This is a genomic window from Nocardia sp. NPDC006630, from assembly GCF_040611495.1.
Lineage (GTDB): Bacteria > Actinomycetota > Actinomycetes > Mycobacteriales > Mycobacteriaceae > Nocardia.
On record NZ_JBEXOK010000009.1, the window covers coordinates 56088 to 72664 of the forward strand.

Genomic DNA, 16577 nt, shown 5'->3' on the forward strand with positions numbered 1-16577 from the left:
GCACGACCGCACCGGTTCGGTGAACAGCGGACGACCAGTTCGCGGGTACCGTGGACTGTTGGTCACCGGGGTGTTTGCCCACTGGTAACCCTTATGTGAAACAACGGACATCGAAACGCCGGACAGTTCGCTGACCGGGCAGTTCTCTGAGAGGTGGGCAGGACTTGATGGTGCAGAACGAGGTCGAGACCGCGACGGGCGTCAGTCCGATGCTGCGGGCCGCACTCGCACCACCCACCCGCACCCTGGTCGATATCCTGGCCGCGACCGCACAGGAGCACCCGGACGCACCCGCCATCGACGACGGCGAGACAGTGCTCAGCTACGCCGAGCTACTGGCGGAGATCGAGATCGTCGTCGGCAAGCTGGCCGCGGCCGGCGTGCGCGCCGGTGACCGCGTCGGGGTGCGGATGCCGTCGGGCACCGCGGAGCTGTACCTGACGATTCTGGCGGTGCTGCATGCGGGCGCGGCCTATGTGCCCGTGGACGCCGACGATCCCGACGAACGCGCCCGGCTGGTCTTCGGCGAGGCGAAGGTGACCGCCATGGCCACCGCCGGCGGTATCGAAACCACCGCTGTGGCACATGAATCGACCACCGCGTCGACTGCGCCGCCCACCCCGGCCGACGACGCCTGGATCATCTTCACCTCCGGCTCCACCGGAACCCCGAAAGGTGTTGCGGTCACCCATCTCAATGCCGCCGCCTTCGTCGATGCCGAGGCCCGGCTGTTCCTGCGGCAGGCGCCGATCGGCCCCGGAGACCGTGTCCTCGCGGGTCTTTCGGTCGCCTTCGACGCCTCCTGCGAGGAAATGTGGCTGGCCTGGCGGCACGGGGCCTGCCTGGTGCCCGCACCGCGTGCGCTGGTGCGCACCGGCGCGGATCTGGGCCCGTGGCTGGTGCGGCGCGAGATCAGCATTGTGTCCACGGTGCCCACGCTGGCCGCCACCTGGCCCGCCGAGGCCCTGGATTCGGTGCGACTGCTCATCTTCGGCGGTGAGGCGGTCCCGCCGGAACTCGCCGAACGCCTGGCCGGCACCGAGGACCGCGAGGTCTGGAATACCTACGGCCCCACCGAGGCCACCGTGGTCGCCTGCGCCGCACTGCTCGACGGATCCTTCCCGGTGCGCATCGGACTACCCCTGGACGGCTGGGATCTCACGGTGGTCGATGCGGCCGGAAACCCGGTGGGCGAGGGCGAATCCGGTGAGCTGGTCATCGGCGGTGTCGGCCTGGCCCGCTATCTCGACCCGGCCAAGGATGCGGAGAAGTACGCGCCGCTGGAGTCGGTCGGCTGGGAACGCGCCTATCGCAGTGGCGATCTGGTCCGCAATGACAGTGAGGGATTGGTCTTCCTCGGTCGCGCCGACGATCAGATCAAGCTCGGCGGACGCCGTATCGAACTCGGCGAGATCGACAATGCGCTGCAGCACCTGCCGGGGGTGACGGGCGCGGCCGCCGCGATCCGAACCACCAAGGCGGGCAATAAGATCCTGGTCGGCTATCTGACCGGCCCGGGCGCGGACTACGACATCAAGGCCGCCAGAGCCCAACTCGGCGAACAACTCCCGGCCCCGCTGGTCCCCCGGCTGGCGGTGGTGGCGGAACTGCCCACCCGCACCTCCGGCAAGGTCGACCGCAATGCCCTGCCGTGGCCGCTGCCGAAGGCGACCGACGCCGATCCGGGACTCTCCGCCACCGAGCAATGGGTTGCCGGACTGTGGGATTCGATTCTCGGCGCCGAGGTCAGCGATCCGAATGCCGATTTCTTCGATCTGGGCGGCGGTTCGCTCGCGGCCGCACAGCTGGTCACCGCGCTGCGGGAACGGCAGCCGCGCATCACCGTCGCCGACCTGTACGACCACCCGCGACTCGGCGCGCTGGCGTCGCTGCTGGATGCCAGCGCCCCGGCCGTCGCGGTCGTGGATCGCGTGGTGCGCCCGGTTCCCCTGCGCGCCCAGTGGTTCCAGGTGCTGGCCACCATCCCGCTGACCACGCTGACCGGCCTGCAATGGCTCACCTGGCTGGGCATAGTCGGCAATATCGGGGCCTGGACCGGCTCGCTGCCCTGGCTGCCGCGCCTGTCGTGGTGGTGGGCGCTGATCGCCTTCCTGCTCTTCATCTCCCCGCCCGGGCGCATGGCGCTGTGTGTGGCGGGTGCACGGACGCTCCTGCGTAATGTGCAGCCGGGCAGCTATCCGCGCGGCGGGTGGGTGCACCTGCGACTGTGGACCGCGGTGCGACTGTCGGAGGCCAGCGGGGCCGAAAACCTCTCCGGCGCACCGTGGATGGTGCCGTTCGCCCGGGCGCTCGGTGCGAAGATCGGCAAGGGCGTGGATCTGCACACGCTGCCGCCGGTGACCGGCATGCTCGAATTGGGCGACGGCTGCAGTATCGAACCCGAGGTGGACCTGTCCGGGTACTGGATCGACGGCGATGTGGTGCACATCGGCCATATCGAGATCGGTCCCGGTGCGGTGGTCGGCGCACGCTCGATCGTGCTGCCCGGCAGCAAGATCGGTAAGAATGCCGAGATCGCCGCCGGTTCCGCGGTGTCCGGCAAGGTGAAGGCCGAGCAGTCGTGGGCGGGCTCACCGGCGGTGAAAGTCGGTAAGGCACAGCACCGCTGGCCCGATCACACGCCGCCGCGAGCACGGCACTGGGTCGCGATCTTCGGTATCACCTCGATGCTGCTGGCGGCCGTGCCGATTCTCGGCCTGGGTACCGGCGGGCTCTTCATCGCCTGGGAGATTCGCAAGACCACCACGCTGACAACGGCTCTCGGCCACGCCTTCGCCCTGCTGCCGATCGCGACGCTGATCAGTCTGGGCGTGTACGCCGTCGTGACGATCGTCGCGGTGCGACTGCTCAGTATCGGGCTCACCGAGGGTTATCACCCCGTGCGCAGCCGCATCGGCTGGCAGACCTGGGCCACCGAACGCCTGCTGGATTCGGCGCGCACCTTCCTGTTCCCGCTGTACGCCAGCCTGCTGACCCCGGTGTGGCTGCGCCTGCTGGGCGCGAAGATCGGCAAGGGCGTCGAGGCCTCCACCGTGCTGCTGCTGCCGAAGTTCACCACGGTCGCCGACGGTGCGTTCCTGGCCGACGACACCATGATCGCCAGTTATGAACTCGGCGGCGGCTGGCTGCATATCGGCGAATCCAAGGTCGGCAAGCGCGCCTTCCTCGGCAACTCCGGCATGACCGCGCCGGGCCGCCGGGTGCCGAAGAACGGTCTGGTCGCGGTGCTCTCGGCCGCACCGTCGAAGTCCAAGGCGGGCTCGTCATGGCTGGGCAGCCCGCCGGTGCGCCTGCGCCGCACCGCCGGAACCGGTGATACCGCACGCACTTTCGATCCGCCGCCGCGGCTGCTCATCGCGCGGGGCATTGTCGAGACCTGCCGTCTGCTTCCGGTGCTGGTGACCTTCGCCATCGGCCTGGGCGTGCTGTTCACCCTCGCATGGCTGGCGCAGACCCTCGGGCATCTGCCCACCGCGCTGCTCAGCGGCCTGGTGCTGCTGGCGGCGGGCGCGATCGCGGGCACGAGTTCCGTTGTGGCCAAATGGGTTCTGGTGGGACGCATTCGCGCCGAGGAGCATCCGCTGTGGAGTTCGTTCGTCTGGCGCAATGAAGTCGCCGATACCTTCGTGGAACATGTTGCGGCGCCGTGGTTCGCACGCGCGGCGACCGGTACGCCCGTACTCAATTTGTGGCTTCGCGGACTCGGCGCCGAGATCGGCCGCGGGGTATGGTGCGAGTCCTACTGGCTACCCGAGGCGGACTTGGTGACTCTGGGCGACGGCGCGACCGTGGAACGGGGCTGCGTGGTGCAGACCCACCTGTTCCACGATCGAATCATGGCCATGGACACCGTCACCGTCGGCGCGGGCGCCACCCTCGGCCCGCACTGCGTCGCACTGCCCGCCGCGAGCATCGGCCCGGGCGCCACCGTCGGCCCCGCCTCACTGGTCATGCGTGGGGACACCGTGCCGCCGTCCACCCGCTGGTGGGGCAATCCCATTGCGCCGTGGACCGATCGGGCGGAGGCCGGCGAATGATGCCGAACAAATTCTCCGAAGACGCCATCGACGATTACCTGCCGCAGAACGGAAATCGCGGTTACCGGGTGTCGCGGTACGACCTGGAACTGGTCTACAAGGTCGCCAGCAACCGGCTGGCGGGGCGGGCCGAGATCACGGCGGTGAGCACCGGTGTGCGGGATCGCTTCGCACTGGATCTCTCTCAGGCGCTGACCGTGTCCAAGGTGCTGGTCAACGGCTACAAGGTCGCGAAATACACACACCAGCAAGGCAAGCTGGTGATCACGCCGTCGATCAGGGTCCCCGCCGGCGGGGCGCTGGCGCTGGTCGTGCAGTACGCGGGCACGCCGAAACCGGTGCGCGGCCCGTGGGGTGAGGTCGGCTGGGAGGAGCTCACCGAGGGCGCGCTGGTGGCCAGTCAGCCCAATGGCGCCGCCTCCTGGTTCCCGTGTGACGATCACCCGAGTTCCAAAGCCAGCTACCGCATTTCGATCACCACCGACACCCCGTACTACGCGCTGGCCAATGGCACGCTCATGCGTAAGCAGACCAAGGCCAGCCAGACCACCTGGGTGTACGAGCAGCCCGAACCGATGGCGACCTACCTGGCCACCGTGCAGGTCGGGCCGTACCGGAAGCATCGGCTGGAGGCCCCGCGCGGTACGGTGCCCATGCAGGCCGTGCTGCCGCAGCGCCTGCGCGCCGCCTTCGATCACGACTTCGCGCGCCAGCCGGAGATGATGGCGGTCTTCACCGATAAGTTCGGCCCGTACCCCTTCGACGCCTACACGGTTGTCATCACCGATGACGAGCTCGAAATCCCCATCGAAGCGCAGGGCATCTCCACCTTCGGCGCCAATCACTGCGACGGCCACCGCGGATCGGAACGCCTTGTCGCACACGAGCTTGCGCACCAGTGGTTCGGCAACAGCCTCACCATCCGCCAGTGGCGCGATATCTGGCTGCACGAGGGCTTCGCCTGTTATGCCGAATGGATCTGGTCCGAGGCCTCCGGCGGCGCGAGCGCCGACCAGCTGGCCCGCACCGCCCGCCTGCGCCTGTCCCACCAGCCCCAGGACATCCTGCTCGGCGATCCCGGCCCGGCCCGCATGTTCGACGACCGGGTCTACAAGCGCGGAGCCCTGACCCTGCACGCCCTCCGCCTGCAGCTGGGCGATCCGAAATTCTTCAACCTGCTGCGCGAGTGGACCACCCGCTACCGCCACAGCTCGGTCACCACCGACGAATTCATGGATCTGGCAGGGCATTACAGCGCGGCCCCGCTGCGGTCGCTATGGGACGACTGGCTGCACAGCCTGCCGCTCCCCCAGCTGCCGCCGCCGGGCGCTCATCACGCCTGAGGCTCTTGCGTGGTACCGGTCGCGAGCCCGTGACCGGCAGCTGCGGTGTGCGCAGGAGCGGCGCCCGAATTCGAGGCCGCCAACCGGTACCACCGGCCGAGAATGCGGGGATGATCTAGGTACAGGCATCTTGTGATCATGCATCGACAGGAGAACGCCATGCTCCATACCCGCCACCCCGCCCGAACCGCGGTTCTCATCGCAGCCACCGGCTGCCTGAGCATCACCGCCGCCTTCGCCTCCGCACAGCCACCGGCCTCCATCTCCGTCGACCGGCAGATGAGCTACAACGTCACCACCTTGACCATCAACGGCTCCGCCACCTGCGCAGGAGGCGGCACCGCCGGCGTCACTATCGTGAACGGCTCCTTGGAACAGATGTTCCAAGGCGGCATCGGCGGGCCGATCGCCGTCCAACTCGACGGCTCGGTCCTCGTCACCTGCGACGGCGCTCCCCACACCTGGTCAGGCCGTCTGGTCGCCCCTGGCCGCGCCCTCCCCACCGATTCCGGCGGCACCGTCACAGCCAACCTTTCCCAAGGATCGACCGTCATAGCCAGCACGGGAGCCCAGGGCGTCTTCATCGCACACTGACCGCACGCTTCTACCGTCCAGGTGACCATGGAGCGCGCGTGTGAGTAGACCAGCCACGGTGGCCGGTGATAGGCGTGCCGAGTGACAGGATTTCTCGGCACACTCGAAAAGCTGGCACCGGTCGCGCTGATCTGCGGCATGGGGGTGCTGTTCGCCCGCCGCAAGATCATCGATGCCACACTGTCGAAAGCGTTCTCCGAGTTCGCCTTCCGCCTCGCCATCCCCGCCTACCTACTGGGCAGCTTCTACCGCGCCGACCTGCGGCAGGTGTTCAACCCGGCCGCGATCGCCGCCTATGCCACCACCGCCGTGCTGGGCATGACCGTGGTCGCAACGGTGGCCCGCACCGTAACTCGATGTGATGCCCGCGCCACCGCGCTCCGGATCATGGCTGCCTGCCAGGTGAACACCGCCTACTTCGCCATCCCGGTGTTCCTGCTGCTGTTCGGCGACGCCACACCGATCTTCCCCGTCATCCTGCTGCAGGTCTGCGTGCTGACCGTGGTGGTCATCGCCATTATGGAATCCACAGGCGCGCCGACTGATTCGGAAGCCGCGACCCCGGCCGGCGGTGTTCGGCGGGGACTACGGGCCGCGGTGACCACACCGATAGTGGTCGCCTGCTACGCCGGGATCGCCGCCAACCTCGGACACCTGTCGGTCCCGGGTTGGGCGACCGACACGCTCTCCATGACCGGGGCGGCCGCATCCCCGGTTGCCCTCTTCGCGCTGGGACTTCATCTGGGCGGCAGCGGGATTCGGTTACGCGGGACCAGCAGCGACGAGTACTGGCTGATCGGCATGAAATGCGTGCTGTTCCCGCTGCTGGCATTCACGATCGCCCGCTGCGTATTCGGCCTCGGCGCACCCTGGCTCGGCTACCTCACCGTCATCGCGGCCATGCCGGCCCCGCAAAACCTGTTCATCTTCGCCGCCCAGTACGACACCGATGTCGACCTCGCCGCGTCGGTGGTCATCAAGACCTCGGTGGTCGCGCTTCTGCTGCTGCCGATGTGGGTGGCCATCGCACATTGACCCTGTGCGTGCAATGCCGCGTCCGATATCCGCGCGTATCAGATGTGGTCGGCGGACAGACTTGTTGTATGGGTGAGGCTTTCGAGGGAATCGTTGACCGGTTCGTAGTGGCCAGCGCGGAATTCGAGTGGAGGCTGCGGGAGGTAGGGGCTGGTCAGTGGGTGGGGCCGACGCCGTGTACGGAGTGGAATGTGCGCCAGTTGGTGAACCACATGGTTCGGGGGAACCTCAACTACGTTCAGCTTGTGAGCGGGGGCGGCCGCGAGGAATTCCTGCGTATGCGGGACGTCGATGCGCTGGGTGATGATCCGGTGTCCGCGTACGTCGCATCGGTGCACGAAAGCAGGGAGGCGTTTGCGGCGCCTGGGGTTGTGGATCAGATTCTCGACTACCCGATGGGGAAAGCGTCCGGCCGACAGGCTCTGGCGGTGCGAACCACCGATACCGTCATTCACACTTGGGATTTGGCTCGGGCCATCGGTGCCGAGGAGCTACTCGACACCGACATGATCGGATGGATCGACGAGCATCTCGGGGAGATCTACGCCGGACTCTCCGAAATGCCGACGTCCGTGGACACCTCCCACCGGTTCTTCGCGGCCCCTGCGAATGTCGGTGCCGGGACGCGGCAGGACCGGCTGCTGCGGCTGATGGGCAGAAATTCCTGACCGCAGCCGGTGGCCACCGAGGGCTTGGCGACCGGGCGTCTTTGATACATAATCACCGTTATGCCAAAACAGGTCGACTTTGCCGAGCAGCGGCGGACGATCGCGGCTGCCGCCGTCGCGGTGATCGACAAGGCCGGGATCGACGGGGCGCGGCTGCGGGATGTGGCGGCGGCCGCGAATGTCACGACCGGTGCGGTCACGCACTATTTCGACGGTAAGGACGCGGTGCTGGAAGCCGCGCTGTCGGAGGTTGTCCGGCGCATGCTCGAGCGGCCCGCGCCTTCGACCGATGTACCGATCGGCCTGGTGAGCTGCATCGAGCTGTTCTGCGGATACCTTCCCCTGGATGCGCAGGGGCTCGGCGAATGGCGGGTGTGGCTGGCCTTCTGGGGGCGGGCGATGACCGATGAGCGCCTCGCCGCCGTGCATCGCCGCTACTACGAGGAGATCGTCGAGCGCATTACGCGACGGCTCTCGACGCTTCAGGGCGCATCCGCACCGCAGGAATTGGGTGTCTTCGCGGATTCGGTCCTCGCGGCGATCGACGGAGTCGGCACCCGGGCCACGCTGGAGCCGCAATCGTGGCCCGCCGAACGCCAGCGCCGCACCTTGTCGGCACTGCTTCTCCCCCTACTCACCACGCTCACGAACGGAATCCGGGAAGTCTGACGATGACGCAGCAGAATATGTCCGCCGATGATGCGTTGTCGGACTTCACCATTCGTGAGATCACCCTCGAAAACGTCACGAAGCGGGTGTATATCGCCGGATCCGGCCCGGCCGTGATCGTCATGACGGAGATGCCGGGCATCAGCCCGCATGTCGCTCGTTTCAGCCGCTGGGTACGGGATGCCGGGTTCACTGTCTACATGCCGTCACTGTTCGGCCGGGACGGAGTCGTCGCCACCGCGGACGAAGGTGCGGCGGTATTCCGAAAGGCCTGTGTCAGTGCCGAGTTCCGAGCCTTCGCCGCAGCCGAGTCCAGTCCCGTCACCAGTTGGTTGCGACCACTCGCACGGCTGGCCCTGGACGAGTGCGGCGGTCCGGGCGTAGGCGCGATCGGCATGTGCTTCACCGGAAATTTCGCACTGTCCATGATGCTCGAACCCGCCGTGCTCGCCCCCGTGCTTTCCCAGCCGACACTGCCGATGGATAACCCGGCGGGTCTGGAGAGTCCCCCCGATGAGCTTGCCGCCGTACGCAATCGGCTCGAGAAGGACGACCTCACGGTGCTCGCCTACCGATTCGCGGGCGACAAGTTCTGCCGCGCCCAGCGTTTCGCCGCCTACCAGGAAGCCCTGGGCGACCGATTCGTCGGCCGCGTCCTCCCCGACCATGCGGCCAATCCCGAAACGGCGCCGTTCTTTTCGGTGCACGTCGCGAGTCCGCACAGCGTTGTCACCGCCCACCTGATCGATGAGGCAGGCCAGCCGACCATCGCCGCCCGCGATGAAATCCTCGCCTTCTTCCAGCACCGCCTGAGCCCGGAGACCGAGACGAGGTCGTAATGGCTCACTCTGGAGATCACACCGACGCTGTAATGCTGGCCCTGCACACCACGCCGAGGTCTGATAGCTGGCCCTGAGACCGCGCCGGGGTCACGCTAGGGCAGTAGCCCGTTGAGGTTGATACGGTTCAGAGCCAGGGCGATGTGCAAGCGATTGCGGCCGAGCGCAGTATCGGGCCGATAGCCGAGAACTGTTGCGAGGCGCGGAATTCGGGCCTGCAGTGTGGAGTGGTGGAGATACAGCGCTGCCGCCGCCGCACGCAGGCTGTCATGTTCGGCGAGGGCCGTGAGAGTCGGCAGCGCACCGGGGACCTGGTCCTGCGCCGCTCGAATCGCCAGCACATCGTCGACCAGTGCATCCGCCGGCGAGATCCGCTCGGCGATAATGCCCATCCCACCGAGGTCCTCGTATCGCAGTTGGCGGGGACCGTCAATTCCGGTGAGCCGCAACGCCTGTAGCGCACCCTGCCACGAGCGCGGGAGATCGGCGCACTCGACCGCAGGACCGAGTCCGAGCCGCACTGATGTCTCGGGCTCGAGATCGGCGGGCACGATCGCGGCCAGCACCCGGCCCAGCTGTGCACTCCACCTGCCCAGATCCGCGGATTCCGGTGCTCTCGAATCCGGCTCGACGAGCATCGCCACCACTGTGACCTGAAGATCCGCGGGCAAGGCAATACGACGCGCGGCCTGCCGACGGGCGCTCGCGGAGGTGTCTGCGCTGAGCAGCGCCTCGACACTGGCCGGATCACGAGCGGGTCCGCGCCCGCGCGTGCGGTCCAGCACGAGCCGCACGCCGACGGCCAGCCGTTCCAGGATGATCGCATCGGTCGGACTCGGACCGGCATCCCGCTCCAGCCAGACGCGCCCGCCCTCTCCCCCGGCGAGCTCGACCATCGGCCATTCGCCGAGCATGGAACCGGCGTCGAGCCGATGCCCATCAGGATGCATACGGACGAGCACGTGACGGTCCGGATCATGCAAGCCCGCCGGGCAACCCGCCAGGATTGCCGCAGCACGGACGAAGGCCTCCAGCCCCGCCCGGCCCTCCACTAGTTTGTCGAAGTAGGCGATCGCCCGCACCGCGCCCTCGGCGGCAGGATCGAGCGAGGCAAGCCGTTGGAGCAGTTCTTCCATACCCACTCCTCGCTTCGACGACCGCAGAATCATATCGCCGAGTGGCGGGCATTCTGATCGACCAACTGCCATATGGCGGTACCCGAGCGGCAACATCCGCGAGAGGCTGGGCGAACCATCCGACAGGAGACACCCCCGATGAGCACTCACCCGCCCTTCGACCCGGAGTTGGAAGCAATCCTCGCCTCCTACCCTCCGGACATGCGGGAGCTCGGCTGGACCGCGCCACGCGCGCTGGCCGAGTACCGAAAGATGAACTCCAGCACCGCGAATCCCGATCAGCTGCGGCGCAGTGGCGCGGTGCGGATCGAACAGCGCACGATCGCGGGCGCTGACGGCGGCCCGGAGCTGCCCGTGGTCATCATGCGCCCGACTCGCGGACCCGGCCCGTGGCCGTGCGTCTATCACACGCACGGCGGCGGAATGATCGCCGGCGACGAGTGGGAGCTCGCCGACACCCTGGCCCGCTGGGTCGATGAGCTCGGCATTGTCGCGATCTCGGTCGGCTACCGGCTGGCCCCCGAGCATCCCTTCCCCGTCCCGGTCGAGGACTGCTATGCCGGATTGCTCTGGGTCGCAGCACAATCCGAGGAGCTGGACATCGACCCCGAACGCTTGATCATCTTCGGCAGCAGTGCGGGCGGCGGGCTGGCCGCGGCGACCGCACTGCTGGCGCGGGACCGGGGCGGTCCGGCGCTCGCTCACCAAATCCTCTGGTGCCCCATGCTCGACGACCGTGGCCGCACACCCTCGAGCCAGGAACTCGACCGCGAGGGGTTCTGGGATCGCACCGCCAATACCGAGGCGTGGGCGATGTACCTCGGCCAGGCACCCGGCGGCCCCGACGTATCGCCGTACGCGGCTCCCGCGCGCGCGACCGAATTATCCGGCCTGCCACCGACTTTCCTCGATGTCGGCCAGGTCGAGACCTTCCGCGACGAGGTGCTGGACTATGCCGCGCGCCTGTCACAGGCCGGGGTGCCCGTCGAACTGCACCTGTGGCCGGGCGCGTGGCACGGATTCTCCATTGCCGCACCACAGGCCGCCCTCTCACAACTCGCCGATGCGGCGCGAACCGCCTACCTGCGACGAGTGCTGAGTTAGGTCTCCGAGGGTCCGTCAGCGTCCGGGCAGGGTGCTGAGGGACCGGGAGCGGCGCTCGACGAGTTCGGCATAGGTGCCGTCGCGTTCTGCCCACCGATGCATGAGAACGCCCTTGACCAGGATCTCGTTCGAGGTCGGATTCTCGCTGAGCAGTTCGATGACCTCATCGAGGAAGCCATCCAGCGGCAGCGCGGCGGGGTTGACCTGCTCCTGACCGGCCGTCGCGACAGCGGGCGGAATGAGCTCGGTGACCTCGACGCCCGTGCCCGCGAGCTGCGCCCGAAGCGATTCGGTGTATGCGTGCACTCCTGCCTTCGACGCGGCATAGGTGGGCATGAGCGGGAACGGAAGGAAGGCGATGCCGGAGGTAACCGTGATGAGGTTGCCGCCACCGCGCTCGATCAGATGCGGGGTGAAGGCATCGATCACCCGGATGGTTCCGAGGAGATTGATCGCGATGGTGGTCTCCGCCTGGGTGATGTGAGCGGGGTCGCGCAGGTCCTCGACGAGCATGACGCCCGACATCGTCACCACGACATCGAGGCCGGGATGTCGCGCGAGGACCTCGTCGCGGGCACGAACAATGGAGTCAGGGTCGGCAACGTCGATCTCGACAGTCTCGAGATCGTCAACCCTGCCGGTATTGCGCCCTCCGACAATGACCGTGCTACCCGCCGCGACGAAGCGACGGGCCAGCCCGAGCCCGATCCCGGAGGTCCCTCCCACGATGAGAACGGTGCGCTCGCTGATGTCCATGCCTGCCTGCTTCCTGTCCGATGACGGGTACATCAGAATGGTCACGCCGAACGGCCCGGTCAGGAAGGGAGTGACAGTCCCCCTCTCGAGGTGCACTCAGCGGGTGGCGGGCTCCCGGGCGGCCATGGCCTGGCCGGTGAGTTCCACGGAGTGGACGCGGTCCTCGATGCGGTGGGCGTGGTGGGCGAGGATGAGTTCGTCCGCCTGGATGCCGGCGGCGAAATCCTCCAGGTACGCAACAACTTCGGTGGGCGTGCCGACCGCGGTGTACTTGGTCATCGATGCCAGCTGGTGCCCGTTCGGCGAGGCCAGGAAGGCGTCGATCTCGTCATCGGTGTAATCGACCCCGGCCGCGCTGCGCTTGATGAATGCCCGGGTGCGCGCCCGGTAGGAGATGGTCTTCTGCTCCGCGGCCTGGTCGTGATCGTCGGCGGTGAAGACATTGACCCCGGCCATGACGTACGGCTCGGCCAACTGCTCCGACGGCTGGAACCCGTCACGGTAGGCGCGAACCGCCTGGTGCAGGGCATCGGGCGAGAAGTGCGACGCGAAGGCGTACGGCAGGCCGAGATGCGCGGCGAGCTGAGCGCCGAACAGCGACGAGCCCAGAATGTACAGCGGCACAATGCCTTCCGCGCGCGGCACGGCCTTGACGCCCGGGATGCGCGAATGACCCGACAGGTAGCCCTGCAGTTCGAGCACATCCTGCGGGAACGAATCCGCCGAGGCGGGATTGCGGCGCAGGGCCAGCATGGTCTTCTGATCGCTGCCCGGTGCGCGGCCCAGACCCAGATCGATGCGACCGGGGAACAGCGTCTCCAGCGTGCCGAACTGCTCGGCGATCACCAGCGGCGAGTGATTGGGCAGCATGATCCCGCCGGCTCCGAGCCGGATGGTGTCGGTATGCGCCGCCACATAGCCGATGAGAACGCTCGTCGCACTGGAGGCGATCGAGCTCATATTGTGGTGCTCGGCGTACCAGACCCGGCGATGCCCACTGCGCTCCGCGGCCTGCGCCAACTTGACGCTGTTGTCGAAGCTGTCACGCGCGGTCTGCCCGGGCGCGATCGACGCCAAGTCGAGAAGGGACAGTGCGATGGGCATACGAGCACCAGCTTTCAGAGAAATCGGCAAGTTCGGTGGCGGGCGACGAACACCCGCCTCCTGTGACAATCCTCGAACCGCCGAACTTATGCCCGAGGCCGCTCGACCAGCGCGGTGAGATTTGTGACTTCGACGCGATTCGCCGGGTCAGACGCGGGAGAACCGGAGGGTGACCAGCTGGAAAGGGCGCAGCTGCAGCCGCACTGCCGAACCGTCCAGAACTGCGGGCGTATCGCTTTCTGTCGGCCGCTCCAGCAGATCGCAAACCTGCAATCCGGAGGTATCGAATCCGAGGGTGACAAGGGCCGAGGCCCGGCCGCCCTCGGCTTCATACACGCGGAGCACCACATCGCCGCTACCGTCGTCGGCGAGCTTGACGGCGCTGGTCACCACTGCGTGGTTGTCGATGGTGAACAGCGGCGCGACCGCCTCGGCAACGGTCGGCGTGATGGGCGCGGCGAGGTTGATGCGGTAGCCCGCACACACCGCATCGCCGATCGAGGCGCCCGGAATCAGCGAGTGCCGGAAGGTGTGCGTGCCATGGTCGGTCTCCGGATCGGGAAACCGCGGCGCCCGCACAAGCGACGCCCGCACCGTCGTCGTGGTCCCGCCATCGGCCCGGACCGTGCGGGTGACATCGTGGCCGTAGGTCGAATCGTTGACCAGCGCCACACCCCAGCCCGGCTCGGCGACGTGCACGAACCGGTGATTGCAGGCTTCGAACTTCGCGTACTCCCAGCTGGTATTGGTGTGGGTCGGCCGGAACATATGCCCGAACTGGGTTTCGGAGGCGTAGCGGTCGGCGTGAATGTCCAGGGGGAACGCGAGTTTGAGGAATTTCTCGGTCTCGTGCCAGTCGACGCCGGTGTCGATATCGAGGCCACGTGCGCCCGCCCGCAGCGACAGGGTCTGCTCGACCTTCGAGGACCCGAACGACCGGCCGACCCGAACCACGGCGGATTCGGTCGAATCCGGGCCTGCCGCAAGGAAATCCACCTCGACGAGGTCGGTGACCCGGTTCCGGTAGAAACGGTCGACGTCCCAGGCATCCCACGAGTTCGGCAGGTCCGGATGCAGCTGCAGCAGGTTCGCGACCGATTCCGGCGGCAAGGTCTCACGCTGGTGCGCGAGGTCGAAGACCGATACGACCAGCCCGCGCACATCGATTTCCACTCGCAGCACACCGTTTTCGAGGACGAAGCCGCCCTCGGCGCGTGCGGTCACCGAGCACGAGCCGGACTGCTCCGGGACAGCGGCCGCCCCGGCCGGTACCGATTGCCAGGTGTGCGGCGTCGAATTGAAGCCGTTCGGTCCGGCCCGCTCACCGCCGAGCACCCATTGGGCCCGCTCGATGATCTCGGTCAGCTCCTGCGTCACCGCCGCGTACGTCTGCGCGGCCTCGCGATACACCCAGGCGATCGCCGAGCCCGGCAGAATATCGTGGAACTGGTGCAGTAGCACCGTCTTCCAGAGGCGATCCAAGTCAGCACGAGGGTATTCGGCGTTCTTGCGCACCGCCGCGGTGGCGGCCCACAGCTCGGCTTCCCGCAGCAGGTGCTCGCTGCGACGGTTACCCTGCTTGGTCTTCGCCTGGCTGGTCAAGGTGGCGCGATGCAATTCCAGATACAGCTCTCCCACCCACACCGGCGTGTTCGCATACTCGGCCTCGGCCTTGGCGAAGAAGTCGGCGGGCTTGTCCCACAGCACTTTCGGCGAGCCTTCGAGGTTCTTCATCCTGGCGGCCTTGGCGACCATCTCCCGCGTGGTGCCGCCACCGCCGTCGCCCCACCCGGTGGGCGCCAGTGACATCGAGGCACGGCCCTTGTCTTTGAAATTCCTTGCGGCGTGCGCGATCTCACTGCCCTGCATCGAGCAGTTGTAGGTGTCGACCGGCGGAAAGTGGGTGAAGATGCGGGTCCCGTCGATGCCCTCCCACAGGAAAGTGTGGTGCGGGAACTGATTGATCGAGCTCCATGAGATCTTCTGTGTCAGCAGCCATTTGGCCCCTGCCGCCTTGATGATCTGCGGCAGTCCCGCGGCGAATCCGAACGTGTCCGGTAGCCACGCCTCCTGGTTCTCGATCCCGAACTCCTCCAGGAAGAACCGCTTCCCGTACACGAACTGCCGCGCCATCGCCTCCGAGCCCGGCATATTCGTATCCGACTCCACCCACATCCCGCCGGCGGGCACGAACCGGCCGTCCGACACCGCCTTCTTTACCCGCTCGTAGACCTCGGGCCGATGCTGTTTCAGGAAGTCGTATTGGGCGGCTTGGGACATCGTGAAGATGAAGTCGGGTTCGTCTGCCAGCAGCGCGGTCATATTCGCGGTGGTGCGCGCGACCTTGCGCACCGTTTCCCCCAGCGGCCACAACCAGGCCGTATCGATATGCGCATGTCCGACAGCGGAAATCGTGTGCGCCGACGCTATCGCCGGCGCGGCCAGCACCTCGGCCAGACATTCGCGCGCAGCCTCGGCGGTCGCGTTCACATTCTGCAGATCGATGGCGTCCAGCGCGCGCTCGATCGCCCGCACAATGTCGTAGCGCCGGGCCGGATCCTCGGGCATCTCGTGCATCAGCTCGCCGAGCACTTCCAGATCCATCACCAATTGCCAGACCTGCTCGTCGAAGATCGCGAGGTCCATCCGCCCCAGCCGATACTGCGGCTCTCCACCGGCGGTGAGCCTGTCGCCCAGGGCGGTCGGCGAAAAGAACGGAATGATCGGGTTGGACGCCGCCTCGACATGCAGCACCACCTCCTCCCCGCCGACCGCGGGCGCCGCGACCCGCACCCACTGATTACGCGGATGCAACCCCTTGACCGGCGACCCATCCGCCCGATAAACCAGCCCCTCGCACTGAAATCCAGTCATATTCCGATCGAACCCGAGATCGATGATCGCCTCGACAGTCTTACCCGCCCACGCCGCGGGAACCGTCCCCTCCACCGTCAACCAACTCGTCCCCCAGGGCGCACCCCACCGGTCCCCCGACGCGACCCCGGTGCGCGGCCCGGCCAACCCCTCCGCCACCGGCACCGGCTCATCCGGCGCAACCCACATGGATGCCCTGAGCGGCACCGACTCCGGATAGATCGCCGGAACGATCCGTTCCCCCAGCACCCGTCCGAGCCGACTCTCGATCAACCGACGGTCATCATGCACAGCGCTAGCTCCCATCGAAGCGGCGGCCACTACCTAGGGCCCATTCTGCGGCAACGATGGGTGATTTCGGTGCCCCCGGCGCGGATCGAACGCGCGGCCTGCCGGT

The 16577-nt window shown here is 67.3% G+C and carries 12 protein-coding genes; 8 read left to right on the forward strand and 4 right to left on the reverse strand.

Going from position 1 to position 16577, the window contains the following annotated elements; all coding sequences use genetic code 11:
• Positions 1-167: 167 nt before the first annotated feature.
• The 7 genes from ABZX86_RS26445 to ABZX86_RS26475 all read left to right on the forward strand — a co-directional run bounded on the left by ABZX86_RS26445 (position 168) and on the right by ABZX86_RS26475 (position 9206).
• Positions 168-4058, forward strand: a complete 3891-nt coding sequence (locus tag ABZX86_RS26445; RefSeq protein WP_355127351.1) for a Pls/PosA family non-ribosomal peptide synthetase — start codon at positions 168-170, stop codon at positions 4056-4058.
• Positions 4055-5401 carry a M1 family metallopeptidase gene (locus ABZX86_RS26450; protein WP_355127352.1) on the forward strand — a complete coding sequence of 449 codons (1347 nt, stop codon included), beginning with the start codon at positions 4055-4057 and terminating at the stop codon, positions 5399-5401. Before ABZX86_RS26445 ends, ABZX86_RS26450 begins: the two co-directional genes overlap by 4 nt.
• A gap of 159 nt (positions 5402-5560) precedes the next feature.
• Entirely contained in the window at positions 5561-5995 is a 435-nt protein-coding gene (locus ABZX86_RS26455; protein WP_355127353.1) for a hypothetical protein, read from the forward strand.
• 81 nt (positions 5996-6076) lie between these two features.
• Positions 6077-7030: an AEC family transporter gene (locus ABZX86_RS26460; RefSeq protein WP_355127354.1), complete on the forward strand. Its 954-nt coding sequence runs from the start codon at positions 6077-6079 to the stop codon at positions 7028-7030.
• Between the two features lie 68 nt (positions 7031-7098).
• A complete protein-coding gene (locus ABZX86_RS26465) occupies positions 7099-7698 on the forward strand; it encodes a TIGR03086 family metal-binding protein (RefSeq protein WP_355127693.1) in 600 nt (199 codons plus the stop codon).
• Between the two features lie 60 nt (positions 7699-7758).
• Complete coding sequence (locus ABZX86_RS26470; RefSeq protein WP_355127355.1) at positions 7759-8367, forward strand: TetR/AcrR family transcriptional regulator; 609 nt, start codon at positions 7759-7761, stop codon at positions 8365-8367.
• A 2-nt stretch (positions 8368-8369) separates the two neighbouring features.
• Positions 8370-9206: a dienelactone hydrolase family protein gene (locus ABZX86_RS26475; RefSeq protein ID WP_355127356.1), complete on the forward strand. Its 837-nt coding sequence runs from the start codon at positions 8370-8372 to the stop codon at positions 9204-9206.
• 95 nt (positions 9207-9301) lie between these two features.
• Here ABZX86_RS26475 and ABZX86_RS26480 read toward each other — a convergent pair whose 3' ends face one another.
• Positions 9302-10342, reverse strand: a complete 1041-nt coding sequence (locus ABZX86_RS26480; RefSeq protein ID WP_355127357.1) for a helix-turn-helix domain-containing protein — start codon at positions 10340-10342, stop codon at positions 9302-9304.
• Positions 10343-10480: 138 nt separating this feature from the next.
• Here ABZX86_RS26480 and ABZX86_RS26485 point away from each other — a divergent pair, with 138 nt between their 5' ends.
• Positions 10481-11446, forward strand: coding sequence for an alpha/beta hydrolase (locus tag ABZX86_RS26485; protein WP_355127358.1), 966 nt, complete (start codon positions 10481-10483; stop codon positions 11444-11446).
• A gap of 15 nt (positions 11447-11461) precedes the next feature.
• Here ABZX86_RS26485 and ABZX86_RS26490 read toward each other — a convergent pair whose 3' ends face one another.
• The 3 genes from ABZX86_RS26490 to ABZX86_RS26500 form a co-directional block, all read right to left on the reverse strand.
• Positions 11462-12202 carry an SDR family NAD(P)-dependent oxidoreductase gene (locus ABZX86_RS26490; protein WP_355127359.1) on the reverse strand — a complete coding sequence of 247 codons (741 nt, stop codon included), beginning with the start codon at positions 12200-12202 and terminating at the stop codon, positions 11462-11464.
• A gap of 96 nt (positions 12203-12298) precedes the next feature.
• Positions 12299-13306, reverse strand: a complete 1008-nt coding sequence (locus ABZX86_RS26495; protein ID WP_355127360.1) for an LLM class flavin-dependent oxidoreductase — start codon at positions 13304-13306, stop codon at positions 12299-12301.
• Positions 13307-13453: 147 nt separating this feature from the next.
• On the reverse strand, positions 13454-16471 hold the full coding sequence (locus ABZX86_RS26500; RefSeq protein ID WP_355127361.1) for a glycoside hydrolase family 38 C-terminal domain-containing protein: 3018 nt from the start codon (positions 16469-16471) through the stop codon (positions 13454-13456).
• Positions 16472-16577 lie beyond the last annotated feature (106 nt).

Excerpts from the sequence above, each read along its gene's own strand:
- ABZX86_RS26445 (WP_355127351.1), top strand. The coding sequence starts at position 168 with ATGGTGCAGAACGAGGTCGAGACCGCGACGGGCGTCAGTCCGATGCTG.
- ABZX86_RS26450 (WP_355127352.1), top strand. The coding sequence starts at position 4,055 with ATGATGCCGAACAAATTCTCCGAAGACGCCATCGACGATTACCTGCCG.
- ABZX86_RS26455 (WP_355127353.1), top strand. The coding sequence starts at position 5,561 with ATGCTCCATACCCGCCACCCCGCCCGAACCGCGGTTCTCATCGCAGCC.
- ABZX86_RS26465 (WP_355127693.1), top strand. The coding sequence starts at position 7,099 with ATGGGTGAGGCTTTCGAGGGAATCGTTGACCGGTTCGTAGTGGCCAGC.
- ABZX86_RS26470 (WP_355127355.1), top strand. The coding sequence starts at position 7,759 with ATGCCAAAACAGGTCGACTTTGCCGAGCAGCGGCGGACGATCGCGGCT.
- ABZX86_RS26475 (WP_355127356.1), top strand. The coding sequence starts at position 8,370 with ATGACGCAGCAGAATATGTCCGCCGATGATGCGTTGTCGGACTTCACC.
- ABZX86_RS26480 (WP_355127357.1), bottom strand. The coding sequence starts at position 10,342 with ATGGAAGAACTGCTCCAACGGCTTGCCTCGCTCGATCCTGCCGCCGAG.
- ABZX86_RS26485 (WP_355127358.1), top strand. The coding sequence starts at position 10,481 with ATGAGCACTCACCCGCCCTTCGACCCGGAGTTGGAAGCAATCCTCGCC.
- ABZX86_RS26490 (WP_355127359.1), bottom strand. The coding sequence starts at position 12,202 with ATGGACATCAGCGAGCGCACCGTTCTCATCGTGGGAGGGACCTCCGGG.
- ABZX86_RS26495 (WP_355127360.1), bottom strand. The coding sequence starts at position 13,306 with ATGCCCATCGCACTGTCCCTTCTCGACTTGGCGTCGATCGCGCCCGGG.